Below are 14157 nucleotides of genomic sequence, written 5' to 3'. Positions count from 1 at the left end.
CGCTGGACAAAAAACAATGGCGGCCCCAGGGCCGCCATTGTCATTGCAGGGCGCCGAAAGCGCGCGCCAGGCCTTATTCGAGGCCGTGAAAAACGGAATCGTCCGGACCGATATGCGAAGGATGACGCCAGGTCACGTCGCGCATCGAATGTTGGACCAGATCCTCCACGCCCAGCAGCACAGCAAAGATGGCCATGCGCACCGGAATACCGTTGTCCGTCTGGCGGAAGATCGCCAGCCGCGGATCCTCATTGAGATCCACGCTCAGGTCATTGGCCCCCGGGCGGCTGTCGCGCGGCAGCGGGTGCATGACGATGGTGTCCGGACCGCAGAAGGTGTCCACGATGGCGCGGTTCACCTGGAACTCCGCGGTGTAACCCTCGCTGGACTCCTCGCCACCGGCAAAGCGCTCTTTCTGCACACGCGTGGCGTAGATCACATCCGCGCCCGACAGCCCATCGGCCAGCGATGATTTCTGTTCGATCACGTTGCCGTTGCGCGCGGCCTGCTCCAGCACATAATCGGGCATCTCCAGCCCCGGCGGCGCGATGAGGGTGAACTTCAAACCCTTGTAAAGCGACAGCAGCTTGATCAGCGAATGCACGGTGCGGCCGTACTTCAGATCGCCCACCATGGCGATATGGGCGCCATCCAGCAGCTTGCCCAGGCGTGAGAACTCGGTCAGGATGGTGTAGAGATCCAGCAAGGCCTGGCTGGGGTGCTCGCCCGGGCCGTCACCGCCATTGACCACCGGAATGTTCGTGGCGGCCGCAAACTCGGCCACCGACCCTTTTTCCGGATGGCGGATCACCATGGCATCAACATAACCGCTCATCACCCGGCTGGTGTCGTAGATCGACTCACCCTTGGCCATCGACGAAAAGGTAAAGCCGGTGGTGTCACACACCGATCCGCCCAGGCGGCAGAACGCCGAACCAAAGCTCACCCGCGTGCGCGTGCTCGCTTCGAAAAACAGATTCCCCAGTACCGCTCCTTCCAGCACGCGCGAGACCTTCTGACGCCGGGCAATCGGCTGCATCATGTCGGCGACGCGAAACAGGTCTTCTACCGATTCGCGGGTGAACTGATCCACCGACAGAAGCTGGTGCTTGCCATTGGCCGCGATCCGGTCGCGCAGCGGGCCGCTTTGTACGCTTTGCGTATATTTCTCAAGAAGATCGCGGTTCTGTACGATTTCGCTGACAAAACGCTCGACCACTTCGGGCATGGCCCGACACTCCTGCGATCCCTCGGGCAACAGCCACGTATCCAGGGCACGGCGCTTGACGCCGATACGGGTCGCGAAGACATCGCGGGTCAGATTCAAGCGGCGCATAGCGTCGCGCAGAAAGGCTTGCTGGGAGATGGACATGAAAGCGGCCCGATAGAAATGTACGCAATGCGTATATTATTTTAGGAAAGCCGCCCCCGTAAAGCCGTTTTTCGTCATCGCCAGGCGCTCAGTGTCCCCGGCACAACATCGACCTGGGCTGCCAGCACTGCCCAGCCGCAACCCAGGGCAAACGCCAGCAAGGCCAGCAACAGCCCGCACAGCCCCACCAGCGCGAACATGCGCGCCAACGCCTGCCGCTGTGCGCCATCGGCGGCACAGGCCGCCCCCAAAAGCAACCAGGCAGGCACCGCCGCCAGCAACCCGACCAGGAAACACAGCAGGAAAAGAGGAAGATCGTCGGGAGGCGCAATATCCGGACCCACGACCCCCAAGGCAAATGCCGCCAGCAACAGGCTGGCGCCGCCATTGAGCCATGCCAGCACGCCTGCCGCAGCACTCCATATCCGAATCATGGCCGCCACGACAACTCCTTATCGCAAGCGACGCCCTAGTTTTCCAGCTTGCGGCAGACGGGAGTGGACGTTTCGATGGACTCGCGCGCAGCCGCGATTTCTGCGGCATCCCAGATGCCCTCGCCCAGGACGATGATCTTCACCTGCGCCTGGTTGGCACGCTCGCCCTCCTGGACCTGGATCTGCTCCAGTATCTTGGCCGGCTCTTTGGTCTTGCTGAGCATCACCTGATGAGGCAGGCCACGCTCGCCCAGCTGGCGTTTGGCCTCATAGCTGGCGCCATAGGGATAGACACGTTCTTCGTGGCAAATGCGCACATACTCACTGGCACGCCGCAATGCCGCCATGGGGTCCGCATTGACGACAAACGCCTCGCTCGTTCCCTGGGCATCCGGCTCCAGCAAACCCTTGCCGGCACACCCCGCCAGCGCAATAGCCATCGCGGCCAAACCCATATACAGGCGCATGATCCTGCCCTCTGTTGCCAGTTAGCGAAAAGCCAGATTATGCAACAGGTCGATCCGGCCGGCTTGCGCAGACGCGCAAGCCGGCCGTGGCCCTAGCGATCCGCCGCGCGTTGAATCGCCTCGCCGCCGCGCTCGATATCCTTGCCTGCCCCGGAAACCGTATTGCAGCCAGCGGAAGCCACGGCAAGCGTCAATGCGAAAATCATGAAAAGGCGTTGTTTCATGAGGACTCCTTGAGGATCAGATGACAGACCACATGGCCAGCCGCCCACGCCGGGCGGCTACGGCCAGAATACCGTAATCCATGCCTTTGGATTACAACCGTCTTAGCGCAGATGATGCGGCGTGCCGCTCATTAACTGACCAGCAACGATAAGCCCTTGTAATCAATGAGGATTCCGACGTTGCAAAAAAACTGTCCCAAGACTTATCCACCATCGGAGTGAACAACTCAAGCCACCGGCTGCAAAGGGCCTGCCCAGGGCACCGCATCGACCCGGAAACGGGTCTCTTGGAAATTGCCGTCGCTGTCGGCCAGCAGATTTTCATCTATGGCCTGGCCCAGCGCACGGCGGCACAGGCGCTCCATATCGTCGGACAGCGATTGGAACACCCCATCGGGGATGCGCAGACGCAGCCTCGCCTCGGCCTTGCCGCCCGGAACGAAACGGCCGATATGAATATGTGCCGGATAACCATGAGGGCACCACACGCCAATAACAAACTTGCAATGCATACCGGTGTCTGCGATGTAGCCAGGATGGTCGTACTTGGCGGTTCCCATATTGCTCCTCTTGTATTTGCGCCTGGCTTGATCGACAACCCACAGGCAGCGGCGCGGCAACCTCGCCGGAGACGAAGAAGCCAGCAACGGATTACGCGGATGAAACGGCTGGAACAAGGATAGCCCATCGGAAACAACAGGCATAGCATGCGCGAGGGCATGGAAGACAAGGCCCGAAAAGGCCTCGGAAACGAAAAAGCCCTGGTCGGAAACCAGGGCTTTTTGAATTTGGTTGCGGGGGCAGGATTTGAACCTACGACCTTCGGGTTATGAGCCCGACGAGCTGCCAGACTGCTCCACCCCGCGTCTGATGAAACGAATCATACACCATTTTAAAAGAGCCTGCACGCCGCGGCCCGCCCTGCCATGCCATAAGGAGGTTGCAGGCAGATGAATCACGGTGCAGGCGGTGTCTGCCCGCAGATGCAGCAGCCCCGCCCCATCGCAATCATGCGATTCGCCGGCATGCAGGCATGCCTGCCACCGCCACCCCCAGTCTGGCGGCATAGCCAGCACCTGTGCCTGGCCCTCGAGACAGATGATCCGGTCGCCGCAACGGCTGGCAAACACGGTCTGTTGGCCGGTCGCAAGCACATGCATCGATGATGAACGGGGCGATGCCATCTGCACCTCATGGAGCGTGAATGAACAGCCTCAAGCGTAAACAGACCGGCCAGAACGCAACAGACACAGAAAAGCAGCTTCTGATCCGCAACAGACAGGCTTGCGGGTCAACTGTTATGGTTGTTTTTCCGCCTTGCTGTACCTGTCGCCGCCGCCCCTGCCGGCGCCATCATGACGCCATGTCTGCACAGCCTCTCTATCAACGTCTGGCCGAGTACTACCGCGACGCCATCCACTCGGGCGTGCTGCCCCCGTTGGCACGCATGCCTTCGGTGCGCAATCTGGTGCGCACCCATCAGGTCAGCCTGAGCACCGCGCTGCAAGTCTGCCGCCGCCTCGAAGAAGACGGCCTGCTGGAGGCACGCCCCCGCTCAGGCTATTTTGTGCGGCCCTCCAGCGCCCCCAGCCTGGCTCCCGCCACCGAGCCCGATATGCGCGCCGCGCAGCAACCGGCCGCCTATGTCGGCATTCATGATCGCGTATCGCATTTCATCGCGCGTTGCGAGCAGTACCCTGATAGCGTGAACTTTGCGCTGGCCGCCGCCGAACCACAGGCCTACCCGCAGGATGCGCTGCGCCAAGCCCTGACACGCTGCCTGCGCCAGCAACCGGGCCTGCTCACCAGCCGGGTACCGCCGCAGGGCGCGCCCGCCTTGCGCGAGGTTCTGGCGCGGCGCATGCTGGCCAGCGGCATCCGGGCCACCGCCCAGGACGTCATCGTCACACACGGCTGCATCGAAGCCTTGAACCTGGCATTGCGTGCGGTGGCATCACCGGGCGACACCATCGCGGTCGAATCCCCGGCCTACTTCGGCCTGCTGCAGGTACTGGAAAGCCTGGGCCTGCGGGCACTTGAGATCCCGACCAGTCCGCAACGCGGGCTGTCGGTCGAAGCGCTTGATCTCGCCCTCCAGACCCAACCCGGCATCCGCGCCGTCGTAGCCGTGCCCAATCTGCAGAACCCGCTCGGCTGCGTCATGCCTGATCACGACAAACAGGCACTGCTGCAATGCTGCCTGAAGCATGAGATCGCGCTGATTGAGGATGACACGTATGGGCTGCTGATCGACACGGGGCCGCAACGCGCCATCAAACACTGGGATCGCGACGGCCAGGTGATCTATTGTTCGTCGTTGCACAAGACGCTCGCACCCGGCATGCGTCTGGGGTGGGTTCTGGGCGGCCGCTGGCAAGCCCGCATCGACATGCTGAAATACGCGCAAAGCCGCCCCAACGAAGCCGCCGGACAACTGGCCGCAGCCGCCTACATGGCGACCAAAGCCTTCGACCGCCACCTGGGCCGCCTGCGCGGGCAACTGGCGCGGCAGCGCCAACACATGGCGCGCGGCGTGGCCAGGGAGTTCCCGCCGGCCACCCGCCTGACCCTGCCGCCCGGCGGGATGTTGCTATGGGTGGAGTTGCCCGACGACATCGATGGCGAAGCCTTGTTCGAAGCGGCGCTCAGACAAGGCATACGCATTGCGCCGGGAGCGATTTTCTCCAACGCTTCGCGCTTTGGACATTTCGTGCGCCTGAGCTGCGCCGATCCCGATCCCCTGCGTGTCGATCGCAGCCTGCGGACGCTGGGACGCCTTGCGCACTCGCTCCAGAACTGACCCTCCAGGCTAAACGATTGTCACGAAAGAGAAATATTGAATTATCGGAGCACTATCCCAAGGCTTATCCACAAAACCTGTGGGTAACTTTCCGGGCATCGCCCATCGGTTTGCTCACTTGAGGGTATTGATTACCGCATCCCGAACGCTTTCAAAGCCAGCCACGTACTGAGGGTTTTCGGAACGGGCCAGCAGATTGGCGTAGTGCTTTTCCAGCTGCCCTTCGATGGCTTCCTTCAGCCCCGGCGAGGTCTTGACCAGATTCAGTGTGGCCGCGAGCGTGGCGCTCAAGGCGTCGATACGCCCGCCCTGATGCGACACCGTATGCACGATGACAGCGATTTGCTCTTGCAGGTCCATGCGATGATTCTCCGTAGGATGCCGTCTGCCGACGGCCAACGGCCCGGATGCTAGCATGGGCCCGCCGCCGCCGTGGCTGGCTTAAAATGATGCGTTGCCCTCTTGCCGGAAATCGTCATGCCCCTTCGCCTTTGCCTCGTGCTCTGTTCGGCCGCCCTGCTTGCGGCCTGCGGGGTCAGCAGTGAAATCCAGCGTGTGGATCAAGAACGCTATCAGATCCGCTACAACGCCGGCATGAAAGCCATGACCTGGGTGGAAATCAAGAATCAGGCACGCAAGCAGGCCGAAGACTATTGTGCCGCCCAGAATCGCCGCTATGCCCGCCCCGAAGTCAGCTCCAACCACGCAACCGGCCTGATGCCCAAGGAAGCCGTGCTCACTTTCAGTTGCGACGCGCCACCGCGCGACACGCCCCCGGCACGCTGACGACGCCCTGCCCGCCCGGCAGGCGGGACGAAACGCATCTCCCCACCCGATTTTGGCAATTTGACGTTTTTTTGATGCCTTCCTTTCTAGGATGGCATCCTCCCCACGTCATCTTTCGCCATGCTCCGCCCCCTGCTTCCCATTGGCCGGCTGCCCTATAGCCTGATTTACCTCATTGGGCTGCCCGGCCTGCTCGCCACCCTGGCCCTGGGTGTGCAGAAAAGCCGTCTCGACATCGCCTGCACGCGCCTGTTCTATGACGCGACCAGCCAGCGCTTTCCCTGGAATGACCAGCCCTGGCTGGAGCTCCTGGGCCACAAGCTGCTGCTGGCGCTACCACTGGGAGTGGCCCTGGCCAGCTTAGTCATCATGGCATTCCAGTGCCGAACTCACGCGCCCCGCCGGCAGTGGCTGCCTTACGCTCTGCTGCTGCTGGCCATGATCGCCGTGCCCATTCTCGTGCAATGGCTCAAGGGCTACACGGCCCTGCCGCGCCCCTATCGCCTGAGCCTGTTCGGCGGCGAGCTTCACTGGCCAGATCGCTGGTTCGCCTTCGGCGGGCAAGCAGCCGGGCGCGCCCTTCCGAGCAATCACGCCGCGGCCGGCTATTCCATCGCGCTGTTGTACTTCCTGGGCTGGGCTCTGCAACGACCCTGGCTGCGCTGGGGCGGGCTAACCGCCGGGGTGGCGCTGGGCCTGCTTTTCGGCGCTGTGCGGATCATGCAGGGCGCCCACTTCCTGAGCCAGACACTGTGGTCCGCCGCCCTGGTCTGCCTGGTCGGCGGGCTGTGCTTTCTGCCGCTGGTGCGCAAGGACGACAACCCAGAACGCCACCCTCGGCGCCCCCGCGCCGGACGGTGAGGCTGCCGAGCTTCTAAAAATTATCAAAATGCTTCATATGGCGACATTTCAAGTATGCCGCCGCAGCGCGGCCATGACGCGCTGCCCCCCTTATATGACAGCGACTTAGCGGCTTGGCAAGGCGCTGCACGTCGCCAGGCGCGCGCGCAGTCGCCCGCTATTTTCGACGCACGGATACATCCCTGACCTCATTAAGGCAATGAGCCCGGCGCAATGCAGACTATTATGCGCACGCGCTAGCAAACAGAGAGGGAAACCATGCGTATCGCACTGATACTGATCGGAGCGGCAGTTGTCGCCTTTTTCCTGGTGAAGGGCATCAAGGCCTATGTCGGCGAGCGCAACCGCAATCGATTCTGATCAGTAGGAGAACCAGCAGAATGGCAACCAAAGAACAACTCCAGACCGTCGCCACCCAGGCTCGCGGTGCGGCCAAATGGGGGATATTGGGACTCGTGGCATTTGCCTTGATCCTGATGCTTGTATTCGGCTCGTGGTTTCAGGTGGACCAGGGTGAGCGCGGCGTCGTGCTGCGCAATGGCAAGATCGTCAGCGTCGCCGATCCTGGCCTCGGATTCAAACTGCCCATCATCGACACCGTGCACATGATTTCGGTGCGTGATCACACCATCAGCTTCGGCGGCCGCGGTTCGGCGCCACTGGAAGCCTACAGCTACGACCAGCAGCCCGCGAGCCTGCGCGTATCGATTACCTACCAGGTGCCGCCGGAGAAGATCGCCGAGCTTTACTCGGAGTATCAAACCCTGGCCAACGTCGAGCAACGCGTGATCGAACGCCGTACCTATGACGTCATCAAGAACGTCTTCGGCAAATACACCGCCGCCAGCGCCATCCAGCAACGCGAGAAAATGGGCATGGACGCCAACGCCGCCATGCGCAGCGCCTTGCAGGAAGTGCCCATCAACGTGGTGAGCGTTCAGGTCGAGGAAGTCGGTTTTTCCAAGGCCTACGAGGACAGCATCGAGAAACGCATGCTGGCGCAGGTCCAGATTGAAACCACGCGCCAACAGAAGCAGACGGCGGAAATCCAGGCCGAGATCCAGGTGGTACAGGCCGAAGCTTCCGCCAAAGCCCGTGTTGCCGCCTTCAAGGCTGAAGCGGACGGCATCAAACTGCGCGGCGATGCCGAAGCAGCCGCCATCGAAGCCAAGGCTCGCGCGCTGGCCACCAATACCAATCTGGTCAACCTGAATGCGGTCGAAAAATGGGACGGCAAACTGCCGGAGACCCAGGTCCCCGGATCGGCCCTGCCCTTCATCGGCATCAAGTAAACCAGCAGATGGGGCCGCCCACCCAACGTGGCGGCCCCCGAGCTTTGCAGTCAGTGTGTGATCGCGGCCCGGCAGTAGCGTTCAATCGCCTGCCGGGCCGTTTGCGTGGGATCGCAGATCTCGCGTCCGGGTTCTAGCAACCGGGGCGCCACCTCAGACCGGAACAGCTCGAACAGCGGGCCATCGCATTTGCGCCCGACCTCCCCCCCCAGAATATCCATGGTTTCTTCGTGGCTGCGCTGTCGGTGATAGGAGCGTGCCGAAGAAATCGCATCGTAGGCGTCGGCCAGGCTGATGATGCGGGCGGGCAAGGCGATCTCATCGCCTTTCAATCGATCCGGATAACCGCTGCCGTCCACGCTTTCGTGATGATGGCGCACCGCCTGGGCCACCTCGTCGCCCAGCGGCAGATGCAATTCCTGTACGATGCGTGCCCCGACAGCAGAATGCCCCTGCATGCGAACCCAATCGTCACCCCCCAGACGGCCGCGGAACTCCAGGATCCGCATGGGGACGGACAATTTGCCAATATCGTGCAATAACGCAGCCGTCGCCAGCACATACTGCTGATCCTGCTCCAGGCCGGCGACCTGGCCCAGCAACATGGCGACATGTGCCGTACGCTCTGCATGCACGGCTGTGTGCGCGTCACGACGCTTGAGCACCGACAAAATGGACTGGATACGCGCGGCGACCTGCATCGCCCGATCCATCGGCGACGCACAGGGTAGCTGCGGCATCAGCGATCACGCCCATCTATCAAGGCCGCCCGCTGACACTCAGTCCTGGCGAGATATCGGCTACCCCCTCTCGGCGCAACAAACTGCATGAATGACTCATTGGAAATAATGGTCGCAAATTGTAGCTGAATATGTCATCTTGATTTTGCCTGATACCTATCCCGCGCCCATCAACCTGCCGAAAACCTTGATTAGGGTCTAAGATGGACGAGATCGATCAGGAGGCACTATGAGTCAAGCAAAATGGGATTTCCGCATCGAACGCCCCGTCGGTAGCGACGGACATTGGCAGATCAGCTATGTTCTGCTGCCTCCCGACCCCTCCCAGCAAGAACGACGCATCGACGTGCAACAGCACTACCCGGCTGCGCAGACCGCCATCGATGAAGCCACCCGCCTGGCCCTGATCCAGGTCGCCGATCTCAATGGCCAGCCCCCCGACCTGCGGGCGGCCACGGCCCAGGAAGCGCCCTTCACCCCGGACTCCCGCTTTTGAGCCAGCCCCCCTGGCCGCTGCCTGTCTTCGGTGGCGGCCAGCGCCACGCCGGTTTTCCGGCCCATGCAGACCAACCTGGCGCGAAGGTGCCCACACCATGACATCCCCCAAGGGCAAGCCGCCTCAGAACGTCGCGAACATCCAGGTAGGAGCGCTCGTCGGTCCCAGCGAAGTGGTGATCCTGCGCATCCAGCCAGCTCCTCGCAGCGACACGCCCTCAGATACCGCCCACCCGACACCCGGCGCGCAATCATTCATGCTCACCCACGAACAGGCCAGAAGCCTCGCGATGCAGTTGCAGAACTCGCTGCGCTGGATCGACGACAAACCGGCCGAACCTCTGCACTGAGCCCGTTTTTCGGGACGCCCTGCGCCGACCCGCATGCAGGACGGCAGAATGCCGACAGCCGCTTGGCGCCTGTCCTGACCCATAGCCATGCCCCGCCACAGCCTCACCCCTGATGCCTCGCCACCTGGTCCCTCCAAAACGAGCGACGCTGCCTCGTGCGTGCCGCAGAGTTACCTGCTGTATGACGGAGAATGCCCGATCTGCACCCGCTACATCGCCTGGAGCGCGCTGCGCCGGATCCGGCCAGAACTGATGATCATCGATGCTCGCCAAGCGCCTGAGCAGGTCGCCGCCTTGCGAGCCGAGGGAATTGAAATCAACGACAGCATGGTGCTGCAATTGGGCGCCTTGCGGCTGAGCGGGGCGCAAGCCTTCGCCGCCATCAACCAGCTGAACCACCAACGCCCAGGCTTTACCGGGGCCCTCCTGAGCTGGCTGGGACGCCCCGCCGTCGCCCAGCGGCTGTATCCACTTCTCGCGCTGGGCCGCAGGCTGCTGCTCGCGCTACTGGGCCGCCAGAAGATCCGCTGATCCGCCTCATCGGCCAGATGGCGATGCGCGCCGCCGCACTTCGCCGCCACGTCTTCTTGCGTCAGCCCGCGAGAACGCCAAACCACAGCCCCCCTTGCTGGCACAGGAATTGCTTGAGTAAACACTGCGCTTCCCAGCGCTGCCCCTGCCAGGAGAACACCGTGTTTACTCGCAACGCCATCGCGCTTGGCTTCCTCGCCCTGTCTGCTGCCTGCCCGGCTCACGCCGACGCCTTCCTGATCCTGACTGACTCAGCCGACCCGATCTTGCGCGGCAACCACCCTCTGGCGCTCCCGAGCTGCGAGCAATTGGCGCTCGGTTACCTCGCCAGCATCTATGCCCATCGTCTCGAAAGCCCGGGCCTTGTGACCCTCGCCGTGGACGTTTTCGAATCTCCTGCGATCCCCGCGGATCCGGCGATCCTCACGCAAGGCCAAGGTTATGGCTTGCCCGCCATGATCGAGCAGCATTGCCGCCCACCGGCAAAACAGAGCGGCGATCGCCTCACACCGCCCCAAGATGGGGCATATGGGATGGCCTGGCTGCGCCAGGCCGGCGCATCCGTGCTGGCCCGCGGCAAGTTACCCGGCGTCATAGAACAATTGGCCCATCGTGCAGCCTTCGGCCAGGACAACACCCAGGACACCCCTCACGCCCGGGCAGGGCGCTATCCGCGCCGCAGCACACGCCGTGTCGGGCCGGCCACTGTCTGATCCGAGCGGCCCCGGCCACGCAGGCGCAGACTGCTGCGCCTGCGGCGCCATCCAAGCGCGCGACTGACTGGCTTCGCCCTCCCACTCGTGGCCGGGCGCCAAGCCATGGGGATGCCCCCGAAGCAGGATGCTTCTCCCAGCGCAATCAGCAGTTGCCTTTTTTGGCCTGCCCCGGCGGACAGAATCCACCGCCTCCGCCGCCACCGTGCGGATCGATGATCACAGCGCCGTCCGGCGTATAGACCGCACAGCCAGCCAACAAGGCCGCCACCATGGCCAGGGCATAGAAAATCTTCATTTGAAAGACTCGAAGCAGGAGATGCGCGCAGTGTATTGCCCTTCGCTGCAACAAGGCCATAGCGGCAGTTACTGCCTGTACCTTCGCGGCACGACCCGCAGCGACTCGACCCGGAAAAAGAAAAAGGGTTGCGTGATCACACGCAACCCTTTGACTTTATTGGTAGGCCCCCCGAGAGTCGAACTCGGCACCAACGGATTATGAGTCCGCTGCTCTAACCAGCATGAGCTAGAGGCCCCCGTTAACTTACTGACCTTCCAGGAAGCTCTTCAGCTTGTCGGCGCGGCTGGGGTGGCGCAGTTTGCGCAGTGCCTTGGCCTCTATTTGACGGATCCGCTCACGGGTGACGTCAAACTGTTTGCCGACTTCTTCGAGCGTCTGGTCGGTGCTCATTTCGATACCGAAACGCATGCGCAAGACCTTGGCCTCGCGCGGGGTGAGCGAGTCTAACACTTCTTTGACGACATCGCGCATGGAACCATGCAAGGCGGCATCCGAAGGCGCCAGGGTCGAGGTGTCCTCGATGAAGTCACCTAGGTGGGAGTCATCATCGTCACCGATCGGCGTTTCCATGGAGATCGGCTCCTTGGCGATCTTCAGGATCTTGCGGATCTTGTCCTCGGGCATGTCCATCTTTTGCGCCAGGGTCGCGGGATCCGGCTCGGCGCCGGTTTCCTGCAGAATCTGGCGGCTGATGCGGTTCATTTTGTTGATCGTTTCGATCATGTGAACCGGAATCCGGATGGTGCGCGCCTGGTCAGCGATGGAGCGGGTGATGGCCTGACGGATCCACCAGGTCGCGTAGGTCGAGAACTTGTAGCCGCGGCGGTATTCGAACTTGTCGACGGCCTTCATCAGGCCGATATTGCCCTCCTGGATCAGGTCCAGGAACTGCAGGCCCCGGTTGGTGTACTTCTTGGCAATCGAGATCACCAGGCGCAGGTTGGCCTCGGTCATTTCGCGCTTAGCCTTGCGGGCCTTAGCTTCGCCGGTGGCCATGCGCTTGTTGACTTCCTTCAGGTCCTTGAGCGGCAGCACCACGCGCGCCTGCAGGTCCAGCAGCTTCTGCTGCAGTTCCTGGACAGCAGGGATCTGACGCTCCAGCGTATCGCCGTAGGGATGGCCAGCGGCGACCTCGTCCAGCACCCACTGAAGGTTGGTTTCATTGCCAGGGAACACCTTGATGAAGTGCGAACGCGGCATGCCGGCGCGGTCCACGCAGGTGTGCAGCACGGCGCGCTCCAGCTGGCGGATTTCCTCCACCTGGCTGCGCAGCGTATCGGCAAGCTTCTCGACCATCTTGGCGGTGAAACGGATGCCCATCAGCTCGGTCTGGATGGTCTCCTGGGCCTTGACGTAGGTTTCGGAGCGATAGCCGCCCTTTTCATAGGACTGGCGCATCTTCTCGAACTGGCGCGCCACCTCGTCGAACTTGGCCAGGGCCTTGACGCGCAGATCCTCGAGCTGCTTGCTGGACATGCCGCCAGCGGGCGCATCGTCCTCGTCATCGTCGGCGCTGACACCGGCGCCAGCATATTCTTCGCCGTCTTCCGGGTCCACCAGGCCGTCGACGACTTCGTCGATCTGGGCCTGGCTTTCACGCACACGGGCTGCATGCGCAAGGATTTCGTTGATGGTGGTCGGACACGCCGAGATCGCCATCACCATGTGCTTGAGGCCTTCCTCGATGCGCTTGGCGATTTCGATTTCGCCCTCGCGCGTCAGCAGTTCGACCGAACCCATTTCGCGCATGTACATGCGCACCGGATCGGTGGTACGGCCAAAATCGGAATCCACGGTCGTGAGCGCGGCTTCGGCCTCATCCTCGACGTCATCGTCGTTGGACGCAACCGGCGCGTTTTCGCTCATCAGCAGCGTTTCGGCATCGGGGGCCTGGTCGTAGACCGCAATGCCCATGTCGCTGAAGGTGCTGATGATGCCGTCGATGGCTTCGGCATCGACCAGATCGTCGGGCAGATGATCGTTGATCTCGCCATAGGTGAGATAGCCGCGATCCTTGCCCAGCTTGATCAACTGCTTGAGGCGATTGCGACGGGCTTCGTATTCTTCCGGCGACACCGGGCCGCGTGCAATCAGATCCTTGGGATCGTTCTTGCCACGCTTGCCGCCACGCTTGGGCGGCTTGAAATCAGGCACGACTTCGCCTTCGCCATCCATCGTATCGTCGAAGCCGTCAGCATCGCTGTCGTTGTTGGCGTTCTTGGCGGGGCGGCCCGGACGGCGGCCGCTGGGCGCACGCGCGCCACCAACCAGATCGGCCAGCTTGTCCTCGGCCTTCTTGGCACGGGTCTTGGTCGTCTTTTCGCCCGTTGCACTGGCCGTCTTGGCCGCCTTTTTCACCGCCGTCTTGGTGGCGGTCTTGGCGACCTTTACCGCCGTCTTGGCGGGCGCCTTCTCCGCCGCCATGGAGGTAGCACGCTTCTTGGCCGCAGTGGGCAAGACTTCTGCCTCGTCGATTGCAGAGGGGGTTTTGCCGGTGGATTTGGTCATAGTCGCTTCCGTGGTCGTCGCAACCCGTCGGGGTTGGTTGCACCGTCAGCCGGCACGGGCCGGACTGCGGGTAAAACGGATGGATCGGCGGAATGCGCGCGCCCGCGTTGGCCGCAGGACAGGCATCTGCCCCAGGCTGGCTCCGTCTGGTCCTGGGACCCGGAAGCCTGCCTGGATCGCGATTCATTCGCTGCCACCGACGGCTGATGACCGGGGATGCTGTCGTTGCCTGCAACAGGCGGGGCTAAGCGGGGGCCTCTGCCCTCCTCGCTTGCCATACGGA

17 protein-coding genes and 2 tRNA genes are annotated in these 14157 nt (G+C 62.5%); 8 read left to right on the top strand and 11 right to left on the bottom strand.

What is annotated here, in order from left to right:
* Positions 1–73 precede the first annotated feature (73 nt).
* The 6 genes from A7V84_RS03745 to A7V84_RS03720 form a co-directional block, all read right to left on the bottom strand.
* On the bottom strand, positions 74–1372 hold the full coding sequence (locus tag A7V84_RS03745) for an aspartate carbamoyltransferase (protein ID WP_033534450.1): 1299 nt from the start codon (positions 1370–1372) through the stop codon (positions 74–76).
* A 74-nt stretch (positions 1373–1446) separates the two neighbouring features.
* Complete coding sequence (locus A7V84_RS03740) at positions 1447–1806, bottom strand: hypothetical protein (RefSeq protein ID WP_063492652.1); 360 nt, start codon at positions 1804–1806, stop codon at positions 1447–1449.
* Positions 1807–1841: 35 nt separating this feature from the next.
* Positions 1842–2273, bottom strand: a complete 432-nt coding sequence (locus A7V84_RS03735) for a BPTD_2524 family lipoprotein (RefSeq protein ID WP_063492472.1) — start codon at positions 2271–2273, stop codon at positions 1842–1844.
* Between the two features lie 92 nt (positions 2274–2365).
* Complete coding sequence (locus tag A7V84_RS03730; RefSeq protein ID WP_376765122.1) at positions 2366–2479, bottom strand: entericidin A/B family lipoprotein; 114 nt, start codon at positions 2477–2479, stop codon at positions 2366–2368.
* Between the two features lie 245 nt (positions 2480–2724).
* Positions 2725–3057 (bottom strand): hypothetical protein, encoded by a 333-nt coding sequence (locus A7V84_RS03725; protein ID WP_063492473.1) that lies wholly within the window; start codon positions 3055–3057, stop codon positions 2725–2727.
* A 229-nt stretch (positions 3058–3286) separates the two neighbouring features.
* Positions 3287–3363, bottom strand: a tRNA-Met gene (locus tag A7V84_RS03720).
* A 497-nt stretch (positions 3364–3860) separates the two neighbouring features.
* Here A7V84_RS03720 and A7V84_RS03715 point away from each other — a divergent pair.
* Positions 3861–5297, top strand: coding sequence for an aminotransferase-like domain-containing protein (locus A7V84_RS03715; RefSeq protein WP_025512528.1), 1437 nt, complete (start codon positions 3861–3863; stop codon positions 5295–5297).
* 114 nt (positions 5298–5411) lie between these two features.
* On the opposite strand, the gene A7V84_RS03710 is transcribed toward A7V84_RS03715, so the two are convergent.
* Complete coding sequence (locus tag A7V84_RS03710) at positions 5412–5657, bottom strand: hypothetical protein (protein WP_025512530.1); 246 nt, start codon at positions 5655–5657, stop codon at positions 5412–5414.
* A gap of 117 nt (positions 5658–5774) precedes the next feature.
* Between A7V84_RS03710 and A7V84_RS03705 the strand changes: the two genes are divergently transcribed.
* From A7V84_RS03705 to A7V84_RS03695, 3 genes are all read left to right on the top strand, one after another.
* Positions 5775–6083 (top strand): hypothetical protein, encoded by a 309-nt coding sequence (locus tag A7V84_RS03705; protein WP_025512531.1) that lies wholly within the window; start codon positions 5775–5777, stop codon positions 6081–6083.
* A 120-nt stretch (positions 6084–6203) separates the two neighbouring features.
* A complete protein-coding gene (locus tag A7V84_RS03700) occupies positions 6204–6944 on the top strand; it encodes a phosphatase PAP2 family protein (RefSeq protein ID WP_052125669.1) in 741 nt (246 codons plus the stop codon).
* Positions 6945–7420: 476 nt separating this feature from the next.
* Positions 7421–8236, top strand: coding sequence for a prohibitin family protein (locus A7V84_RS03695; protein ID WP_376765121.1), 816 nt, complete (start codon positions 7421–7423; stop codon positions 8234–8236).
* A 50-nt stretch (positions 8237–8286) separates the two neighbouring features.
* Here the strand turns inward: A7V84_RS03695 and A7V84_RS03690 are convergent, their stop codons facing one another.
* Positions 8287–8937: an HD-GYP domain-containing protein gene (locus A7V84_RS03690; protein ID WP_063492474.1), complete on the bottom strand. Its 651-nt coding sequence runs from the start codon at positions 8935–8937 to the stop codon at positions 8287–8289.
* 268 nt (positions 8938–9205) lie between these two features.
* Between A7V84_RS03690 and A7V84_RS03685 the strand changes: the two genes are divergently transcribed.
* The 4 genes from A7V84_RS03685 (at position 9206) to A7V84_RS03670 (ending at position 11065) form a co-directional block, all read left to right on the top strand.
* On the top strand, positions 9206–9472 hold the full coding sequence (locus A7V84_RS03685; protein ID WP_025512537.1) for a hypothetical protein: 267 nt from the start codon (positions 9206–9208) through the stop codon (positions 9470–9472).
* A gap of 97 nt (positions 9473–9569) precedes the next feature.
* Positions 9570–9821: a hypothetical protein gene (locus A7V84_RS03680; RefSeq protein ID WP_025512538.1), complete on the top strand. Its 252-nt coding sequence runs from the start codon at positions 9570–9572 to the stop codon at positions 9819–9821.
* Between the two features lie 87 nt (positions 9822–9908).
* Positions 9909–10352 (top strand): DCC1-like thiol-disulfide oxidoreductase family protein, encoded by a 444-nt coding sequence (locus A7V84_RS03675; RefSeq protein ID WP_082833049.1) that lies wholly within the window; start codon positions 9909–9911, stop codon positions 10350–10352.
* Between the two features lie 161 nt (positions 10353–10513).
* On the top strand, positions 10514–11065 hold the full coding sequence (locus tag A7V84_RS03670) for a hypothetical protein (protein ID WP_033534455.1): 552 nt from the start codon (positions 10514–10516) through the stop codon (positions 11063–11065).
* A gap of 145 nt (positions 11066–11210) precedes the next feature.
* Here the strand turns inward: A7V84_RS03670 and A7V84_RS21405 are convergent, their stop codons facing one another.
* From A7V84_RS21405 to rpoD, 3 genes are all read right to left on the bottom strand, one after another.
* On the bottom strand, positions 11211–11363 hold the full coding sequence (locus A7V84_RS21405; protein WP_115638868.1) for a hypothetical protein: 153 nt from the start codon (positions 11361–11363) through the stop codon (positions 11211–11213).
* 160 nt (positions 11364–11523) lie between these two features.
* Positions 11524–11601, bottom strand: a tRNA-Ile gene (locus tag A7V84_RS03665).
* 8 nt (positions 11602–11609) lie between these two features.
* Complete coding sequence (gene rpoD, locus A7V84_RS03660; RefSeq protein WP_025512542.1) at positions 11610–13874, bottom strand: RNA polymerase sigma factor RpoD; 2265 nt, start codon at positions 13872–13874, stop codon at positions 11610–11612.
* Positions 13875–14157 lie beyond the last annotated feature (283 nt).

Origin of the sequence: Bordetella trematum (assembly GCF_900078335.1) — a bacterium.
Lineage (GTDB): Bacteria > Pseudomonadota > Gammaproteobacteria > Burkholderiales > Burkholderiaceae_B > Bordetella > Bordetella trematum.
Note: the sequence above shows the minus strand (reverse complement) of the source record. Positions and strands in the feature narration are given on the sequence as shown.

Excerpts from the sequence above, each read along its gene's own strand:
- A7V84_RS03700 (WP_052125669.1), top strand. The coding sequence starts at position 6,204 with ATGCTCCGCCCCCTGCTTCCCATTGGCCGGCTGCCCTATAGCCTGATT.
- A7V84_RS03735 (WP_063492472.1), bottom strand. The coding sequence starts at position 2,273 with ATGCGCCTGTATATGGGTTTGGCCGCGATGGCTATTGCGCTGGCGGGG.
- A7V84_RS03740 (WP_063492652.1), bottom strand. The coding sequence starts at position 1,806 with ATGATTCGGATATGGAGTGCTGCGGCAGGCGTGCTGGCATGGCTCAAT.
- rpoD (WP_025512542.1), bottom strand. The coding sequence starts at position 13,874 with ATGACCAAATCCACCGGCAAAACCCCCTCTGCAATCGACGAGGCAGAA.
- A7V84_RS03675 (WP_082833049.1), top strand. The coding sequence starts at position 9,909 with ATGCCCCGCCACAGCCTCACCCCTGATGCCTCGCCACCTGGTCCCTCC.
- A7V84_RS03715 (WP_025512528.1), top strand. The coding sequence starts at position 3,861 with ATGTCTGCACAGCCTCTCTATCAACGTCTGGCCGAGTACTACCGCGAC.
- A7V84_RS03705 (WP_025512531.1), top strand. The coding sequence starts at position 5,775 with ATGCCCCTTCGCCTTTGCCTCGTGCTCTGTTCGGCCGCCCTGCTTGCG.
- A7V84_RS03695 (WP_376765121.1), top strand. The coding sequence starts at position 7,421 with ATGCTTGTATTCGGCTCGTGGTTTCAGGTGGACCAGGGTGAGCGCGGC.
- A7V84_RS03725 (WP_063492473.1), bottom strand. The coding sequence starts at position 3,057 with ATGGGAACCGCCAAGTACGACCATCCTGGCTACATCGCAGACACCGGT.
- A7V84_RS03710 (WP_025512530.1), bottom strand. The coding sequence starts at position 5,657 with ATGGACCTGCAAGAGCAAATCGCTGTCATCGTGCATACGGTGTCGCAT.
- A7V84_RS21405 (WP_115638868.1), bottom strand. The coding sequence starts at position 11,363 with ATGAAGATTTTCTATGCCCTGGCCATGGTGGCGGCCTTGTTGGCTGGC.
- A7V84_RS03685 (WP_025512537.1), top strand. The coding sequence starts at position 9,206 with ATGAGTCAAGCAAAATGGGATTTCCGCATCGAACGCCCCGTCGGTAGC.
- A7V84_RS03680 (WP_025512538.1), top strand. The coding sequence starts at position 9,570 with ATGACATCCCCCAAGGGCAAGCCGCCTCAGAACGTCGCGAACATCCAG.
- A7V84_RS03730 (WP_376765122.1), bottom strand. The coding sequence starts at position 2,479 with ATGATTTTCGCATTGACGCTTGCCGTGGCTTCCGCTGGCTGCAATACG.
- A7V84_RS03745 (WP_033534450.1), bottom strand. The coding sequence starts at position 1,372 with ATGTCCATCTCCCAGCAAGCCTTTCTGCGCGACGCTATGCGCCGCTTG.
- A7V84_RS03690 (WP_063492474.1), bottom strand. The coding sequence starts at position 8,937 with ATGCAGGTCGCCGCGCGTATCCAGTCCATTTTGTCGGTGCTCAAGCGT.